15 protein-coding genes and 1 other RNA gene are annotated in these 15,092 nt (G+C 60.9%); 5 read left to right on the forward strand and 11 right to left on the reverse strand.

Annotated features, from left to right (window positions below):
* Positions 1 to 48: 48 nt before the first annotated feature.
* The 10 genes from gcvP to ACA049_RS29380 all read right to left on the reverse strand — a co-directional run bounded on the left by gcvP (position 49) and on the right by ACA049_RS29380 (position 12,641).
* The gene (gcvP, locus tag ACA049_RS29335; protein ID WP_497331747.1) at positions 49 to 2,922 is read right to left on the reverse strand and encodes an aminomethyl-transferring glycine dehydrogenase; all 2,874 of its coding nucleotides are present in this window, start codon (positions 2,920 to 2,922) and stop codon (positions 49 to 51) included.
* A gap of 235 nt (positions 2,923 to 3,157) precedes the next feature.
* The gene (gene gcvH, locus ACA049_RS29340; RefSeq protein WP_497331749.1) at positions 3,158 to 3,541 is read right to left on the reverse strand and encodes a glycine cleavage system protein GcvH; all 384 of its coding nucleotides are present in this window, start codon (positions 3,539 to 3,541) and stop codon (positions 3,158 to 3,160) included.
* A gap of 49 nt (positions 3,542 to 3,590) precedes the next feature.
* Positions 3,591 to 4,673, reverse strand: a complete 1,083-nt coding sequence (gcvT, locus tag ACA049_RS29345) for a glycine cleavage system aminomethyltransferase GcvT (protein WP_497331751.1) — start codon at positions 4,671 to 4,673, stop codon at positions 3,591 to 3,593.
* A gap of 155 nt (positions 4,674 to 4,828) precedes the next feature.
* A complete protein-coding gene (locus tag ACA049_RS29350; protein WP_497331753.1) occupies positions 4,829 to 6,445 on the reverse strand; it encodes an ABC transporter permease in 1,617 nt (538 codons plus the stop codon).
* Between the two features lie 132 nt (positions 6,446 to 6,577).
* Positions 6,578 to 7,582, reverse strand: a complete 1,005-nt coding sequence (locus ACA049_RS29355) for an extracellular solute-binding protein (protein ID WP_111448362.1) — start codon at positions 7,580 to 7,582, stop codon at positions 6,578 to 6,580.
* Between the two features lie 247 nt (positions 7,583 to 7,829).
* Entirely contained in the window at positions 7,830 to 9,047 is a 1,218-nt protein-coding gene (locus tag ACA049_RS29360; protein ID WP_497337008.1) for a 2-octaprenyl-3-methyl-6-methoxy-1,4-benzoquinol hydroxylase, read from the reverse strand.
* Between the two features lie 9 nt (positions 9,048 to 9,056).
* Positions 9,057 to 9,542 (reverse strand): DUF4442 domain-containing protein, encoded by a 486-nt coding sequence (locus ACA049_RS29365; protein WP_497331755.1) that lies wholly within the window; start codon positions 9,540 to 9,542, stop codon positions 9,057 to 9,059.
* Positions 9,535 to 10,722 (reverse strand): 2-octaprenyl-6-methoxyphenyl hydroxylase, encoded by a 1,188-nt coding sequence (ubiH, locus tag ACA049_RS29370; RefSeq protein WP_497331757.1) that lies wholly within the window; start codon positions 10,720 to 10,722, stop codon positions 9,535 to 9,537. The genes ACA049_RS29365 and ubiH overlap by 8 nt, the downstream gene beginning before the upstream one ends.
* On the reverse strand, positions 10,719 to 12,053 hold the full coding sequence (pepP, locus tag ACA049_RS29375) for a Xaa-Pro aminopeptidase (RefSeq protein ID WP_497331759.1): 1,335 nt from the start codon (positions 12,051 to 12,053) through the stop codon (positions 10,719 to 10,721). Before pepP ends, ubiH begins: the two co-directional genes overlap by 4 nt.
* A 27-nt stretch (positions 12,054 to 12,080) precedes the next feature.
* Positions 12,081 to 12,641, reverse strand: coding sequence for a YecA/YgfB family protein (locus ACA049_RS29380; RefSeq protein ID WP_497331761.1), 561 nt, complete (start codon positions 12,639 to 12,641; stop codon positions 12,081 to 12,083).
* A 129-nt stretch (positions 12,642 to 12,770) separates the two neighbouring features.
* Here ACA049_RS29380 and ACA049_RS29385 point away from each other — a divergent pair, with 129 nt between their 5' ends.
* The 4 genes from ACA049_RS29385 to ACA049_RS29400 all read left to right on the forward strand — a co-directional run bounded on the left by ACA049_RS29385 (position 12,771) and on the right by ACA049_RS29400 (position 14,195).
* A complete protein-coding gene (locus ACA049_RS29385) occupies positions 12,771 to 12,980 on the forward strand; it encodes a TIGR02449 family protein (protein ID WP_007942437.1) in 210 nt (69 codons plus the stop codon).
* Complete coding sequence (locus ACA049_RS29390; protein WP_007942435.1) at positions 12,977 to 13,294, forward strand: cell division protein ZapA; 318 nt, start codon at positions 12,977 to 12,979, stop codon at positions 13,292 to 13,294. Before ACA049_RS29385 ends, ACA049_RS29390 begins: the two co-directional genes overlap by 4 nt.
* A 30-nt stretch (positions 13,295 to 13,324) precedes the next feature.
* Positions 13,325 to 13,503, forward strand: a non-coding RNA gene (gene ssrS, locus ACA049_RS29395) — 6S RNA.
* A gap of 86 nt (positions 13,504 to 13,589) precedes the next feature.
* Positions 13,590 to 14,195 (forward strand): 5-formyltetrahydrofolate cyclo-ligase, encoded by a 606-nt coding sequence (locus tag ACA049_RS29400; protein ID WP_046045124.1) that lies wholly within the window; start codon positions 13,590 to 13,592, stop codon positions 14,193 to 14,195.
* Positions 14,196 to 14,230: 35 nt separating this feature from the next.
* Here the strand turns inward: ACA049_RS29400 and ACA049_RS29405 are convergent, their stop codons facing one another.
* Positions 14,231 to 14,383: a hypothetical protein gene (locus tag ACA049_RS29405; RefSeq protein WP_007942433.1), complete on the reverse strand. Its 153-nt coding sequence runs from the start codon at positions 14,381 to 14,383 to the stop codon at positions 14,231 to 14,233.
* A 201-nt stretch (positions 14,384 to 14,584) separates the two neighbouring features.
* On the opposite strand from ACA049_RS29405, the gene ACA049_RS29410 reads away from it, so the two are divergent.
* The gene (locus ACA049_RS29410) at positions 14,585 to 15,037 is read left to right on the forward strand and encodes an EVE domain-containing protein (RefSeq protein ID WP_497331763.1); all 453 of its coding nucleotides are present in this window, start codon (positions 14,585 to 14,587) and stop codon (positions 15,035 to 15,037) included.
* The last annotated feature ends 55 nt before the right edge of the window (positions 15,038 to 15,092 follow it).

Genomic DNA, 15,092 nt, shown 5'->3' on the forward strand with positions numbered 1-15,092 from the left:
ACACACTGCTTTCGCGGGCAAGCCTCGCTCCTACAGGGGTCGGTATTATTAGCGGTAATCGTCGACCGGCACGCAGGCGCAGAACAGGTTCCGGTCGCCATAGACGTTATCCACCCGATTCACCACCGGCCAATACTTGTGCGCCTTGGTGTGCGCATCCGGCGTCACTGCTTGCTCGATGCTGTAAGGCCGTTCCCAAATCCCGGTGATGTCGGCCAGGGTATGCGGCGCTCGCTTCAGCGGGTTGTCCTCAGCTGGCCAGTTACCGTTCTGCACCTCGGTGATTTCCGCGCGAATGCTCAGCATTGCGCCGATAAACCGGTCCAGCTCGGCCTTTGACTCACTCTCGGTCGGCTCGACCATCAGCGTACCCGGCACCGGGAATGACATGGTCGGCGCATGGAAACCGTAATCCATCAGGCGCTTGGCCACGTCTTCTTCACTGATCCCGGTCAGCGCCTTGAGTGGTCGCAAATCCAGAATGCATTCGTGCGCTACCCGCTCGTTGCGCCCGGTATAGAGCACGGGGAACGCCCCGGATAAATGCTGCGCGAGGTAATTAGCGGCGAGGATCGCCACCTCGCTGGCATCCGCCAATTGCGGCCCCATCATCGCGATGTACATCCAGCTGATTGGCAAAATACTCGCGCTGCCCCAAGGCGCCGCACTGACTGCGCCGTTTTGTGCCAGCGGTCCTTCAATCGGCATCACCGGATGATTGGCGACGAACGGCGCCAAGTGCGCACGCACACCAATCGGGCCCATGCCCGGCCCTCCGCCGCCATGGGGAATGCAGAAGGTCTTGTGCAGGTTCATGTGGGACACGTCGGCGCCAATATCCGCCGGCCGCGCCAATCCGACTTGCGCGTTGAGGTTGGCGCCATCCATGTACACCTGGCCGCCGTGGCTGTGGATAACTTCACAGATTTCGCTGATGCCTTCTTCATACACGCCGTGAGTCGACGGATACGTCGCCATCAGACACGCGAGTTTGTCGCCCGCGTCCGCAGCCTTGCCTTTGAGGTCATCCAGATCGACGTTGCCCGCCTCATCGCACTCGACGATCACCACGCGCATCCCGGCCATCTGCGCCGAGGCCGGGTTGGTGCCGTGGGCCGAGGACGGGATCAGGCAGATGTCTCGCGCCCCTTCATGACGGCTCTCGTGGTATTTGCGGATCGCCAGCAACCCGGCGTACTCGCCTTGCGCGCCGGAGTTGGGTTGCATGCAGATCGCGTCAAAACCGGTAATCGCGCAGAGCCAGCGCTCCAGCTCCTCGATCATCAGTGAATAACCCACCGCCTGCTCTTTTGGCACAAACGGGTGCAGATGGGCGAATTGCGGCCAGGTAATGGGGATCATCTCGCTGGTGGCATTGAGTTTCATGGTGCAGGAGCCCAGCGGGATCATCGATTGATTGAGCGCCAGGTCCTTGTTTTCCAGTTGCTTGAGGTAGCGCAGCATCTCGGTTTCGCTGTGATGGGCGCTGAACACCGGATGACGCAGATAAGGCGAGGTGCGCAGCAGACCTGCGGGAATGCCGGAAGACAGCACTTCAGCATCCAGTTCGTCGACGTTCAGCCCATGATCGGAACCGAGGAACACATCGAACAGTTTCGCCACCGTGGTTTCGTCGGAGGTTTCGTCGAGGCTCAGCCCCAGTTTCCCGCGCCCGAGAATGCGCAAATTGATCTGTGCGGCCTGGGCACTTTCGATGATTGCCGTCTGTGTGCCACCGACCTCCAGCGTCAGCGTGTCGAAAAAGTGTGTGTTGAGGCGGGTGATGCCGTGACGCTCCAGGCCAGTGGCGAGGATGCAGGTCAGTCGATGGACGCGCTGGGCAATCTGCTTCAACCCTTCCGGACCGTGGTAGACCGCATAGAAACTGGCGATGTTGGCCAGCAACACTTGGGCGGTGCAGATGTTCGAGTTGGCCTTCTCCCGGCGGATATGTTGTTCGCGGGTTTGCAGGGCCATGCGCAACGCGGTGTTGCCGCGAGCGTCTTTCGAGACGCCGATGATCCGCCCGGGAATCGCCCGTTTGTACTCATCGCGGCTGGCAAAAAACGCCGCGTGCGGTCCGCCGTAACCCATCGGCACGCCAAAACGCTGGGATGAGCCGAACACCACGTCGGCGCCCAGCTCCCCCGGCGGGGTCAACAACAGTAGGCTCAGCAGATCCGTCGCGACACAGGCCAGCGCTTGCTGGGCATGCAGGTGATCGATCAATGGGCGCAGATCGCGGATCTCGCCGTGTGTGTCGGGATACTGCAGCAACGCGCCAAACACCTGGTGCTGCTTCAAGTTATCCACAGCGTCGATAATCAGCTCGAAACCGAAGCCTTCAGCGCGGGTCTGCACCACGGAAATGGTTTGTGGATGGCAGTTCTCATCGACGAAGAACAGATTGCTTCTGGACTTGGCGACCCGCTTGGCCAACGCCATGGCTTCCGCCGCCGCCGTGGCTTCATCGAGCAGCGATGCGTTGGCCAGCTCCAGACCTGTCAGGTCGATGGTCAATTGTTGGAAATTCAGCAGTGCTTCGAGCCGGCCTTGGGCGATCTCCGGTTGATAAGGCGTGTAGGCGGTGTACCAACCGGGATTTTCCAGCACGTTGCGCAGAATGACGGTCGGTGTGAGCGTGCCGTGGTAGCCCATGCCGATCAGGCTGGTCCAGACCTGGTTCTGCTCGGCGTACCCACGCAGCTTGGCCAGCGCGGCTTCTTCGTCAAGGGCGGGTGGTAAATCGAGCGCCCGGTTCAGGCGGATTCCCGGCGGCACTGTCTGCTCGATCAGCTCAACCCGACTGCCGAGGCCGAGGCTGTCGAGCATCGCCTGCTGCTCGGCGGCATCGGGCCCGAGGTGGCGGCGAAGAAAGGCATTGGGGTCGCGTAACTGGCTCAAGGACGGCAACTGGGACATGACGGGCTCTCTCTTGACTGGCGCTCAACGTCGATGCAACACGGTCAAACCAGCATAGCAGCCGCTGCCGACAGCGATCCCTTGTAGGAGCGAGGCTTGCCCGCGAAGGCGGCGTGTCAGCCAATCAGCTATCGACTGACACACCGCCTTCGCGGGTAAGCCTCGCTCCTACAGGGATTATCATCGGGCAATAAAAAGCCCCGACAAGTCGGGGCTTTGGGATGAAGCTTAAGGCTTACTCGCCGATGGCGGCCTTGTAACCAGCTGCATCAAGCAGCTTGTCCAGCTCGGCCGGGTTGCTTGGCTTGAGCTTGAAGATCCACGCGCCGTACGGGTCGGTGTTGAGCAGCTCAGGCGAAGCGCCCAGGTCTTCGTTGATCGCGATCACTTCACCGGAAACCGGGGAATAAATGTCGGAAGCGGCTTTAACCGACTCAACGACACCGGATTGATCACCGGCAGCGAAGACTTTTCCGACTTCGGTCAGCTCAACGAACACCACATCGCCCAAGGCTTCCTGAGCGTGATCGCTGATGCCCACGGTGACGGTGCCATCGGCTTCCAGGCGGGCCCATTCGTGACTTTCGGCAAAACGCAGGTCGGCAGGAATATCGCTCATGTTCTGTGTCCTCAAGAGAATTGTCAGCGGTCGTTGCCCGCCAAAAAGGTTAGATCAAGGTTTTGCCATGGCGTACGAAGGTCGGTTTGACCACTCGGACCGGGTACCACTTGCCACGGATTTCCACTTCTGCGCGGTCGGCTGTCGCCATCGGCACGCGCGCCAGTGCTATCGACTTGCTAAGCGTAGGAGAGAAACTACCACTGGTGATCTCTCCTTCGCCAACATTGGCGATCCGGACCACTTGATGAGCGCGCAAAACCCCACGCTCCTCAAGGACCAGACCGACCAGTTTGTGCTGCACACCACCCGCCCGCTCGGCTTCCAGGGCGCTGCGACCGATGAACTGGCGAGTGGCCGGTTCCCAGGCAATGCTCCAGGCCATGTTCGAGGCCAGTGGTGAAACGTCTTGGTGAATGTCCTGGCCGTACAGGTTCATGCCGGCTTCGACACGCAAGGTATCCCGGGCGCCCAGGCCGATAGGAGAAATGCCCGCGCCCACCAGGTCGTTGAAAAACCCTGGGGCCTGATTGGCCGGCAGCACGATTTCCAGGCCATCTTCACCGGTATAACCGGTGCGCGCGATGAACCAGTCGCCGTCAGGCTGGCCTTCAAAAGGCTTGAGCATCTGGATCAGGTTGCCGCGGGACTGGGTCACCAGTTCGGAAATCTTGTGCCGGGCATGCGGGCCTTGAATCGCCAGCATCGCCAGTTCGGAGCGCTCGTTGAGCTGCACATCGAAACCATCGATGTGGGCCTGCATCCAGGCGAGGTCCTGATTGCGTGTGGAGGCGTTGACCACCAGCCGATATCCTTCCTCGAGACGGTAGACGATCATGTCGTCGACGATGCCGCCGCGCTCGTTGAGCATGGTGCTGTACAAGGCACGGCCGGGGCTGTGCAGGCGCTCGACGTCATTGGCCAGCAAATGCTGGAGCCAGGCTTTCGCCTGAGGGCCGCTGACATCGATCACGGTCATGTGGGATACATCGAAAACCCCGCAATCGCGGCGCACCTGATGGTGTTCCTCGACCTGCGAGCCGTAATGCAGAGGCATATCCCAACCGCCAAAATCGACCATCTTCGCGCCGAGGGCGAGATGAAGGTCATACAGAGGCGTACGCTGTCCCATGGGTTTCTCCTTCCGGGCGTGGCGAAGGTGCGGGCAAGTGCTTCACGGGTGAAAGCCTTGATATAGAAGGCTTACAGCCGCTTTCAGCTACCGAGTCCGTAGGACGGACCGCACCGAATGCCGCGCATTGTAGCCTCAAGGTGTAGGACTGACACCTAGGCGTTTCGATGCGCCGAACGTCGAATCAATCCGATGACCGGTAATAGTCCGACTAAAACCAGAGTCAGGGCCGGCAGCGAGGCCCTCGCCCACTCGCCTTCGCTGGTCATTTCAAAGATCCGTACGGCCAGCGTGTCCCAGCCAAACGGGCGCATCAGCAGGGTTGCGGGCATTTCCTTGAGCACATCGACGAACACCAGCAACGCGGCGCTCAACGTGCCGGGCAGCAATAACGGCAGATACACTTTGAAAAACAGTCGTGGCCCACTGACGCCAAGGCTACGTGCCGCTTCGGGCAAAGAAGGCCGTATTCGCGCCAGGCTGCTTTCCAGCGGCCCGTAAGCCACTGCGATGAAACGCACCAGATAGGCCAGCAACAACGCCGACAGACTGCCCAGCAGCAATGGCTTGCCCGCGCCGCCGAGCCAGCCCGACAACGGGATGACCAGCTCGCGATCCAGATAACTGAACGCCAGCATGATCGACACCGCCAGCACCGAACCCGGCAGGGCGTAGCCGAGATTGGCCAGGCTGACACCGGAACGGATCGCCCGGGTCGGCGCCAGTCGCCGGGCAAACGCCAGCACCAGGGCAACGCCGACGGTGATCAAGGCCGCCATGCCGCCCAGGTAAAGGGTGTGGACGATCAGCCCGGCGTAACGCTCATCCAGATCGAAGCGTCCACGCTGCCAGAACCACACCACCAGTTGCAGCATCGGAATGACAAAGGCACAGGCGAACACTAGCCCACACCAACTCATGGCCGCCAACGCCTTGAACCCCCGCAGGTGATAAAGCGCCTTGACCCGGGGTCGCTCATTGCTCGTGCGGTTGGCCCCGCGCGCACGACGTTCGCCGTACAACACGACCATCACCACCAGCAGCAACAGGCTGGCCAGTTGCGCGGCGGTGGAGAGGCTGAAAAATCCGTACCAGGTTTTGTAGATGGCCGTGGTGAACGTGTCGAAGTTGAACACCGACACCGCACCGAAATCCGCCAGAGTTTCCATCAGCGCCAACGCCACACCGGCACCAATCGCCGGCCGCGCCATCGGCAAGGCAACGCGCCAGAACGCCTGCCACGGCGATTGCCCCAGCACGCGCGCCGCTTCCATCAGGCCTTTGCCCTGGGCCAGGAACGCGGTGCGTGCCAACAGGTAAACGTAGGGATAGAACACCAGCACCAGAACCAGGATGACGCCGCCGGTGGAACGCACTCTCGGCAACCTGAGGCCGCTGCCGAACCATTCGCGCAGCAGGGTTTGCACGGGGCCAGCGAAATCCAGCAGACCGACGAAGACGAAGGCCAGCACGTAGGCGGGAATGGCGAACGGCAGCATCAGCGCCCAGTCCAGCCAGCGCCGACCGGGGAATTCGCAGAGGCTGGTCAGCCAGGCGAGGCTCACGCCCAGAAGCGTGACGCCGATACCGACGCCGAGTACCAACGTCAGCGTGTTGCCCAGCAGGCGCGGCATCTGGGTGTCCCAGAGGTGGGACCAGATTTGGTGATCGATGGTTTGCCAGGAGAAAAACAGAACGCTCAGGGGCAGCAGGACCAGCGCGGCGATGGCGAAGACCAGGGGATACCAGCGGCGTTGGGCGGGGTGGGCCAAGAAAGGTCTCTCACGGAAAAATCGTGAAGTTTAGGGAAAACGCAAAAAGATCGCAGCCTCGTTTCACTCGACAGCTCCTACATTGGCCCCCTGTAGGAGCTGTCGTGAAACGAGGCTGCGATCTTTTGATCTTCAGTTCCAGCCAGCGCGATCCATCATGCGAATCGCTTCAGCCTGACGCTTGCCGGCAATCTCCACCGGCAATGTATCCGCCACAAACTTGCCCCAACTCGCCACTTCAGCAGACGGCTGAACCGCAGGGTTGGCCGGGAACTCCTGGTTCACGTCAGCGAAGATCTTCTGCGCTTCAGGGGTGGTCATCCATTCAACCAGGGCCTTGGCCGCTTCCGGGTGCGGTGCATGCTTGGTCAAACCGATGCCCGACAGGTTGACGTGTACGCCACGGTCGCCCTGGTTCGGCCAGAACAGCTTCACCGCCAGGTCAGGCTTCTGCTTGTGCAGGCGGCCATAGTAGTAAGTGTTGACGATGCCCACGTCGCATTGACCGGCGTTGATCGCTTCCAGTACCGCGATGTCATCGGAGAACACATCGGTGGACAGGTTATTCACCCAGCCCTTGAGGATCTTCTCGGTTTTGTCAGCGCCGTGCACTTCGATCATGGTGGCGGTGAGGGACTGGTTGTAGACCTTCTTCGCGGTGCGCAGGCACAGGCGACCTTCCCAGTTTTTATCAGCCAGCCCTTCATAGGTGGTCAGCTCGCCCGGCTTCACCCGGTCGGTGGAGTAGGCGATGGTCCGCGCCCGCAGGCTCAGGCCCGTCCAGGCGTGAGCGGAGGAGCGGTATTGCAGCGGGATGTTGGCGTCGATCACCTTGGAGGTGAACGGTTGCAGGATGCCCATCTGCTCGGCCTGCCAGAGGTTGCCGGCATCGACGGTCAGCAGCAGATCGGCGGTGGCGTTTTCGCCCTCGGCCTTGATCCGCTGCATCAGCGGCGCTTCCTTGTCGGTGATGAACTTCACCTGCACGCCGGTTTTGGCGGTGTAGGCATCGAAGACCGGTTTGATCAGCTCGTCGATACGCGAGGAGTAAACCACCACCTCGTCGGCGGCCTGGGCAGCGGTGCTGCCGATCAGGGTCAGGGCGAGTGCGGTCAGTAGACGCTTCGGTGCCAACATGGGAGCGGTCTCTCGATTGAAAAAGTGAGGCCAAATGATAAGGACTCACATTTACCATCTCAATCGATCAGTTGGCGGAGGAGTTACCAGATGTTGCACAGTGTGAGATATGTGGCGGATGTACCGGCCCCTTCGCGGGCAAGACTCGCTCCTACAGGTATGGAGTCAATCGCAACATTAGAGAATGACACTAAACCTGTAGGAGCGAGGCTTGCCCGCGAAGAGGCCTTAAGCCTCACCGCAAAATTCAGGCCTTGGCGAGCGCCGGCAAATCCCCGATCAACCCCAACGCCTCGCGCACGAACAACGCTTTGGCCTCCGGCATCTGGTCGACCATCTTCAACCCGGCATTACGCAACCAGCGCACCGGCAACGGATCGGCCTGGAACAAGCGCTCGAAACCTTCCATCGCCGCCATCAACGCCAGGTTGTGCGGCATGCGCCGACGCTCATAACGACTGAGCACCTTCACGTCCGCCAACCGCTCACCGCGCTCCGCCGCTTGCAGCAACACTTCGGCCAGCACGGCAGCATCGAGGAAACCCAGGTTCACGCCCTGCCCGGCCAACGGGTGAATGGTGTGCGCCGCATCGCCGATTAACGCCAGGCCTTCCGCCACATAACGCTTGGCATGGCGCTGACGCAGTGGCACACACACGCGCGGATCGGCGCTGAGCACCGTGCCGAGCCGGCCTTCAAAGGCGCGCTCCAATTCGAGACAAAAACCGGCGTCGTCCAGCGCCATCAGCCGTTCGGCTTCGCTTGGCGTGGTCGACCAGACGATCGAACACCAATCCTGCTGACCGTCGCGTTCCAGCGGCAGGAATGCCAGTGGACCGTTGTCGGTAAAGCGCTGCCAAGCAGTCATTTGATGAGGTTTGGCACTGCGCACGCTGGTGACGATCGCGTGGTGCAGATAATCCCACTCGCGCGTGGCCACGCCGGTCAGACGCCGCACCGCCGAGTTGGCGCCATCCGCCGCAATCACCAGCGGCGCGCGCAAGGTGCGGCCATCGGCCAGGGTCAGCAGCCAGTCATCGCCGGAGCGCCGCATCTGCTCCAGGCGCGCATTGGCCAACATCCCCAGGTCACAGTCGTGCAAGCGGTCGAGCAAGGCATCCTGTACCACGCGGTTCTCGACGATATGGCCCAGCACATCGGCATGCACACTGGCCGCCGAGAAATGGATCTGCCCCGTGCCGCTGCCGTCCCAGACCTGCATTTCGGTGTAAGGGCTGCTGCGCCGATTGGCGATGCCGTCCCACACGCCGAGGCGCTCGAGAATCCGCTGGCTGGCGGCCGACAGCGCGCTCACCCGCGGCTCGAACGGCGCCTGGCCATCGAAGGGTTTGACGCTCATCGGGCTGCCGTCCAGCAACAGGACTTCCAGCCCGCTGTCCTGCAACGCCAGCGCCAGGGCGCTGCCGACCATTCCGGCCCCGACAATCAGCAGATCTGCGCGCAATTCCATGCTTTAAGCCTGTCTCGCTTGCGGCTTGAGCCGCACGTAAAGGGTTTTCCGCACCCGCGCCACCAAGGCGCCGGCACCGTCATGAACATCGACCTGCAACTGCGGCAGGTATTTTTCGCCGTTTGCTGTCTGCCGGCGGATCTCGTCGAGCAAAGTCTCGTCGATGCTGAAACGGGCGAACACCGGGCCTTTGCCCGGCGCGATGAAATCGATGTCAGCGGCCTTGTCCCAGACGATGTATCGACGCCCGAGGTTTTCCATCAGCATCAGCATGTAGAACGGGTCGACCATCGAATACAGGCTGCCGCCAAACTGGGTGCCGACGTAATTGCGGTTGTACCAGCTCAGGCCCATGGACACCTGGATGTCCCGGAAGTCATCGCTGATGTGCCGCACCCGAACCCCGGCACCGAAGTACGGCGGATAGAAGGACATGAACCAACGCATCAACCGCGCTTTGCCGAACGTGCCAACCAGCCACTTAAGCATCGGGACGCGTACCCAGTCCCATGGCCTGTCGGGCGAACCAGCGCTTGGCCGGCGGCAACAGATCGAGGCCGAGCAGGCCAATGTTGCGGCCCAGCGAAACCAGTGGCTGCGTGCTGCCGAACAAACGGGTGACCTGATCGGAGAAGCCCACGGTCAGGTTCTGATCCATGCGCTGACGTTCGCGATAGGCCTGCAAGGTCGCGAAATCGCCGGGCGAGGTCTCGCTCGCCAGCAGCGCATCGGCCAGAGCCTGTGCATCACGCAACGACAGGTTGAAACCCTGGCCGGCAATCGGGTGCAGGCTGTGGGCTGCGTTGCCGAGAATCGCCAGATGCGGTCGCACTTGCTCTTCGGCTTCGATCAGCGTCAACGGGTAAAGATGCCGCGCGCCCACTTGTTTCAGGGTGCCAAGGCGATAACCGAACACGCCCTGCAACTCGCTGAGGAAGCTGCGTTCATCCAGTGCCGCCAGCCGTTGCGCGTCCATGCCCAGTCGGGTCCAGACCAGGGCGCAGCGGTTTTCCGGCAGCGGCAACAACGCCATCGGGCCGTCGTCGGTGAAGCGCTCGAAGGCCATGCCGTTGTGCGCTTCGCTCGGGGTGATGTTCGCGATCAAGGCGCTCTGGTTGTACGGACGCTTTATGATGCCGATGCCCAATTGCTCGCGCAGACCGGATCGGCCGCCATCGGCGAGTACCGCAAGGTCGCACTCCAGGGTGGTTTCGTCGTTGAGGGTCAGGCGATAGCCATCGGTCAGCGGCTCCATGCGCGTGACTTCCGCCGGGCAACGCCATGTGACTACATCCTTGTCCAGGCCTTGCCAGAGAGATTGGCCAAGCCAGGCGTTTTCCACCACATAACCCAGCGCCGGAACGCCCTCTTCCATCGCCGACAATCGCGCGGTGGAGAAACGTCCACGGTCGGAGACATGAATCTGCTTGATCGGCTCGGCACGACGGGAGATCTCCTGCCACACGCCCAACCGTTGATAAATCTGCTTGGCACCGTAGGACAACGCCGAAGAACGGGCATCGTAGCTCGGTTGATAGGTGTGGCCGGGGGCAAACGGTTCGATCAACACGATCTTCCAGCCACGAGCCTTGGCCCCGGCTTGCAACGCCAATGCCAGGCTGGCACCGACCAGACCGCCACCAATAATGGCCAGATTGACTCGACTCATGCCGCTTGTGTCCGCGCGGCGGCCATCAAGGCCTCGATCTCGGCGACCGTTTTCGGCACGCCTTGGGTCAGGATTTCACAACCGGTTTTGGTGACCACCACGTCGTCCTCAATGCGCACGCCAATGCCGCGCCATTTCTTCGCTACGTTCTGGTTGTCCGGGGAGATGTAGATCCCCGGTTCGACAGTCAGCGCCATGCCGACCTCCAGCACACGCCATTCGCCGCCAACCTTGTATTCGCCGACGTCATGCACATCCATGCCCAGCCAATGGCCGGCGCGGTGCATGTAAAACGCCTTATAGGCTTCGCTGGCGATCAACTCGTCGACGTCGCCCTGCAACAGGCCCAACTTCACCAGCCCGGTGGTAATCACCCGGACCGTGGCTTCGTGCGCCTGATTCCAGTGTTTGTTCGGGGCGATTTCGGCGAATGCGGCTTCTTGCGAGGCCAGCACCAACTCGTAAATCGCTTTCTGCTCCGCTGAATATTTGCCGTTGACCGGCCAGGTGCGGGTGATGTCGCTGGCGTAGCAGTCGATCTCGCAACCGGCGTCAATCAACACCAGGTCGCCGTCCTTGAGCACCGCGTCATTCTGCTGGTAATGCAGGATGCAGCTGTTGCGCCCGGCGGCGACGATCGAACCGTAAGCCGGCATCTTCGCCCCGCCCTTGCGGAACTCGTAGTCGAGTTCGGCTTCGAGGCTGAATTCGTGCAACCCGGCCCGGCTGGCCTGCATCGCGCGGATGTGCGCCTGGGCGGAAATCCGCGCGGCCTCGCGCATCACCTTCACTTCTGCCGCCGATTTATACAGACGCATGTCGTGCAGCAGATGATCCAGAGCAACGTATTCGTTCGGCGGCTGGGCGCCGAGGTGCGCTTTAGAGCGGATCACGTTGATCCACTCCATCAGGTGCCGGTCGAATTCCGGGTTGCTGCCCATGGCCGAATACACCCGATCGCGGCCTTCGATCAGGCCCGGCAGGATGTCGTCGATGTCGGTGATCGGAAACGCATCGTCGGCGCCGAAGTCGCGGATCGCACCTTCCTGGCCGGCGCGCAGGCCGTCCCACAACTCGCGCTCGGCATTGCGCTCACGGCAGAACAGAATGTATTCGCCATGTTCGCGACCGGGCATCAGCACGATGACGGCTTGCGGTTCGGGGAAGCCGCTCAGGTACTGGAAATCGCTGTCCTGGCGGTAGACGTGCTCGACGTCACGGTTGCGAATGGCGACCGCGGCGGCGGGCAGGATGGCGATGCTGTTGGGTTCCATCTGCGCCATCAGGGCCTTGCGGCGACGGCTGTATTCCGATTTCGGGATATGAATCATGGGCAGATGGCTTTCCCTGGCAAACGATTAATGCAGCGACGGCTTGGCCGCAGCCGGCGCATCTGCTTTTTTGGTTTCGGAGAACAGCAGCAGCGGCGCAACGCGCAGGTATTCCATCACTTCCATGTAGTCGCTTTCGCCGTCTTCGGACTCTTCCAGGGCGTCTTGCACCTGGGAAATAGCGGCCAGATCCTGCAACACTTCGGTGGCTTCGGTGCTCAGCATGCTGCTGTCACGGCAGTTCAGGCCGAAACCGCTGAGGAAACCCTGGCACCATTGGCCCAGTGCGGCGGCACGGTCAGCCAGTGGCTCGTCATCGGTCGGCAGCAGCAGAACGACGGTCACGTCGTCGCCGGTGAGCTCGCCCTTGACCATCTCCTGCAAGCCGATCAAGGCGTTGCGGACATTATCCTGTGGCTCGGTTTCGAGCAGCTCGGCGGCATCGATCAACCATTCTTCTGCAGTGAAGCCGGCACCGGCGCAACTGCGGCCGAGCAGCAGGCCATGCAGTTCGGCAGGCGAGACGTTATGACCGCTGGAAGTCAGCAGGGTGGCGAAAGCTTGGTACGGGGAATTCTGAATGGGCATGGGCAGCTAGGCGCCAGACGGCGCTATGTCTAGAATGAAGGCCTTGTATCCTACATCGACAGACTCGCCAAGACTATTAAAGGCTGTCCGCCAGCTACCACTCATCAGACTCAATTTTCAGTGGACATAATGGAAGACACCGACCTGCAAGCGCTGATGGCCAGACTCGAACTGCTAATTAGCCGAGTCGAGCAACTTAAGAGTCAAAACGGACTCCTATTAGCTCAGGAAAAAACCTGGCGCGAGGAACGCGCTCACCTCATTGAAAAGAACGAAATCGCCCGGCGTAAGGTCGAATCAATGATTTCGCGCCTCAAGGCCCTGGAGCAAGACTCATGAGTTCAAGCAATAGCGTTACCGTGCAGATCCTCGATAAAGAGTATTCGATCATCTGCCCCCAGGAAGAGCGCAGCAACCTGGTGAGCGCCGCCCGTTACCTGGACGGCAAGATGCGCGAGATCCGCAGCAGCGGCAAAGTCATCGGTGCCGACCGTATCGCCGTGATGGCCGCGCTGAACATCACCCACGATCTTCTGCACAAGGAAGAACGCCCGGATGTGCAGGCCAGCGGCTCGACGCGCGAGCAGGTTCGCGACCTGCTGGATCGCGTCGATCTGGTACTCGCTACCGATCCGGACGTCACCAAGGGCTGAAACACGAAACCGCTTGGGGTATACTCGCAACACTCCCTGGGGTGCTTGCCAGTTGACCACGTCCCTGAGCCGATTCGCACTACCCTGGAGGCTGCACGTTGGGCTGGTGTGCATGTCCGCTAGACGGAAAGCCTTAAAGCCTACTGCATCTTCCACCTTGAACTTTCGGGTTCAAGGGCTAAGTCAGCAGCGGTTCATCCGGGGAGCCTGATTCCAGTCCGATGAGGGTTTAAATACCGGCATCGGCTTTTTTACGGGTACGCTTTATGTATCCGTCCTGTCGAAGCCTGAATCCATGACCGAACCTGCGCTGCTGCCCCGCCCGCAACTTCGACGCATGCTGCGCAAGGCACGCCGCGCATTGACACCCAGTCAACAGCGCCAGGCTGCTCGCGGGCTATACAAGCAATTGGCCCAGCAGCCGCTGTTCCGCCGGGCAAAACACATTTCTCTTTATCTGCCCACCGACGGTGAAATCGACCCGCGTGTTTTGCTGCGCGCGGCGCAACGTCGGGGCAAGGCGACGTATCTACCGGTGCTCAGTGCCTGGCCGCGAACCAAGATGGTGTTCCAACGGATTCGTCCCGGTGAAAAGCTGAAACCCAACCGCTTTCGTATTCTCGAACCCCGGCATAACCTCGCCCGCCAGCGCAAAGTCTGGGCGCTGGACCTGGTGCTGTTGCCATTGGTGGGGTTTGACGATGTCGGCGGACGCCTGGGAATGGGCGGCGGTTTCTACGATCGAAGCCTCGCCTACCTGGCGCGCCGAAAAAACTGGCGCAAGCCGACGTTGCTGGGGCTGGCCCATGAATGTCAGAAAGTAGAACGATTGGCTCAGGCGAGCTGGGATGTGCCGTTGCAAGGAACGGTTACAGACAAGGCGTGGTATTTCGCAGGTTAGACGCCACCGCAATCAGCGGCGTCCGAAAGCCAGGATCAGCGCTTGAAGGCCGACGGCTGTTGTTGCTGCGCGATTTCGATCGGCGCGTCGGTCTTGTTGTTCCACAGGCTTTGGGCATAGCCGGTGGTCACGACGCCGAGGCCGAACAAAATAACCAAAATCCATAGTAAATCCGGTTTGCGTTTCATCGATTGCCCCCCAAAGGCACATCAACACGATGACAGCAGCGGTTTCCGTTGTAGGTGTAGGCCGTGCAGCAGCGTCAAGCTTAGAAGGCCGGCATTTTGCGACAACGTGAACTGACACGCAAACGCTGGCGTCAACCGACTGTCGGTTTGTCATAAAATTGCCCGACAACTTGCCCACTCACCTCGCAAGGAGCAAAAACCATGGCCTATTGGCTGATGAAATCCGAGCCCGATGAACTCTCGATCAAAGACCTTGCGAAGCTTGGCAAAGCGCGCTGGGACGGGGTTCGCAACTATCAGGCACGTAACTTTTTGCGGGCGATGGCGGTGGGCGACGAGTTCTTCTTCTATCACTCCAGCTGCCCTGAGCCCGGGATTGCCGGGATTGGAAAAATTGTTGAAGCGGCGTATCCGGACCCGACGGCCCTGGAGCCGGAAAGTCATTACTACGATCCAAAGGCCACAGCGGAGAAAAACGCCTGGAGCGCGATTGATGTGGCGCATGTCGAGACGTTTGCGAAGGTATTGAAGCTGGATTATTTGAAGCAGCAGACGGCGTTGGCCGAGATGCCGTTGGTGCAGAAGGGGTCGCGGCTTTCGGTGATGCCGGTTACTGCTGAGCAGTGGGCGGCGGTGATTGCACTGAGGCCTTGAGCCATGCGGTGCCTGAAAGTCCGCCTTCGCGAGCAAGCCCGCTCCCTCATTAGAC

This window comes from Pseudomonas sp. LBUM1662 (assembly GCF_059695915.1).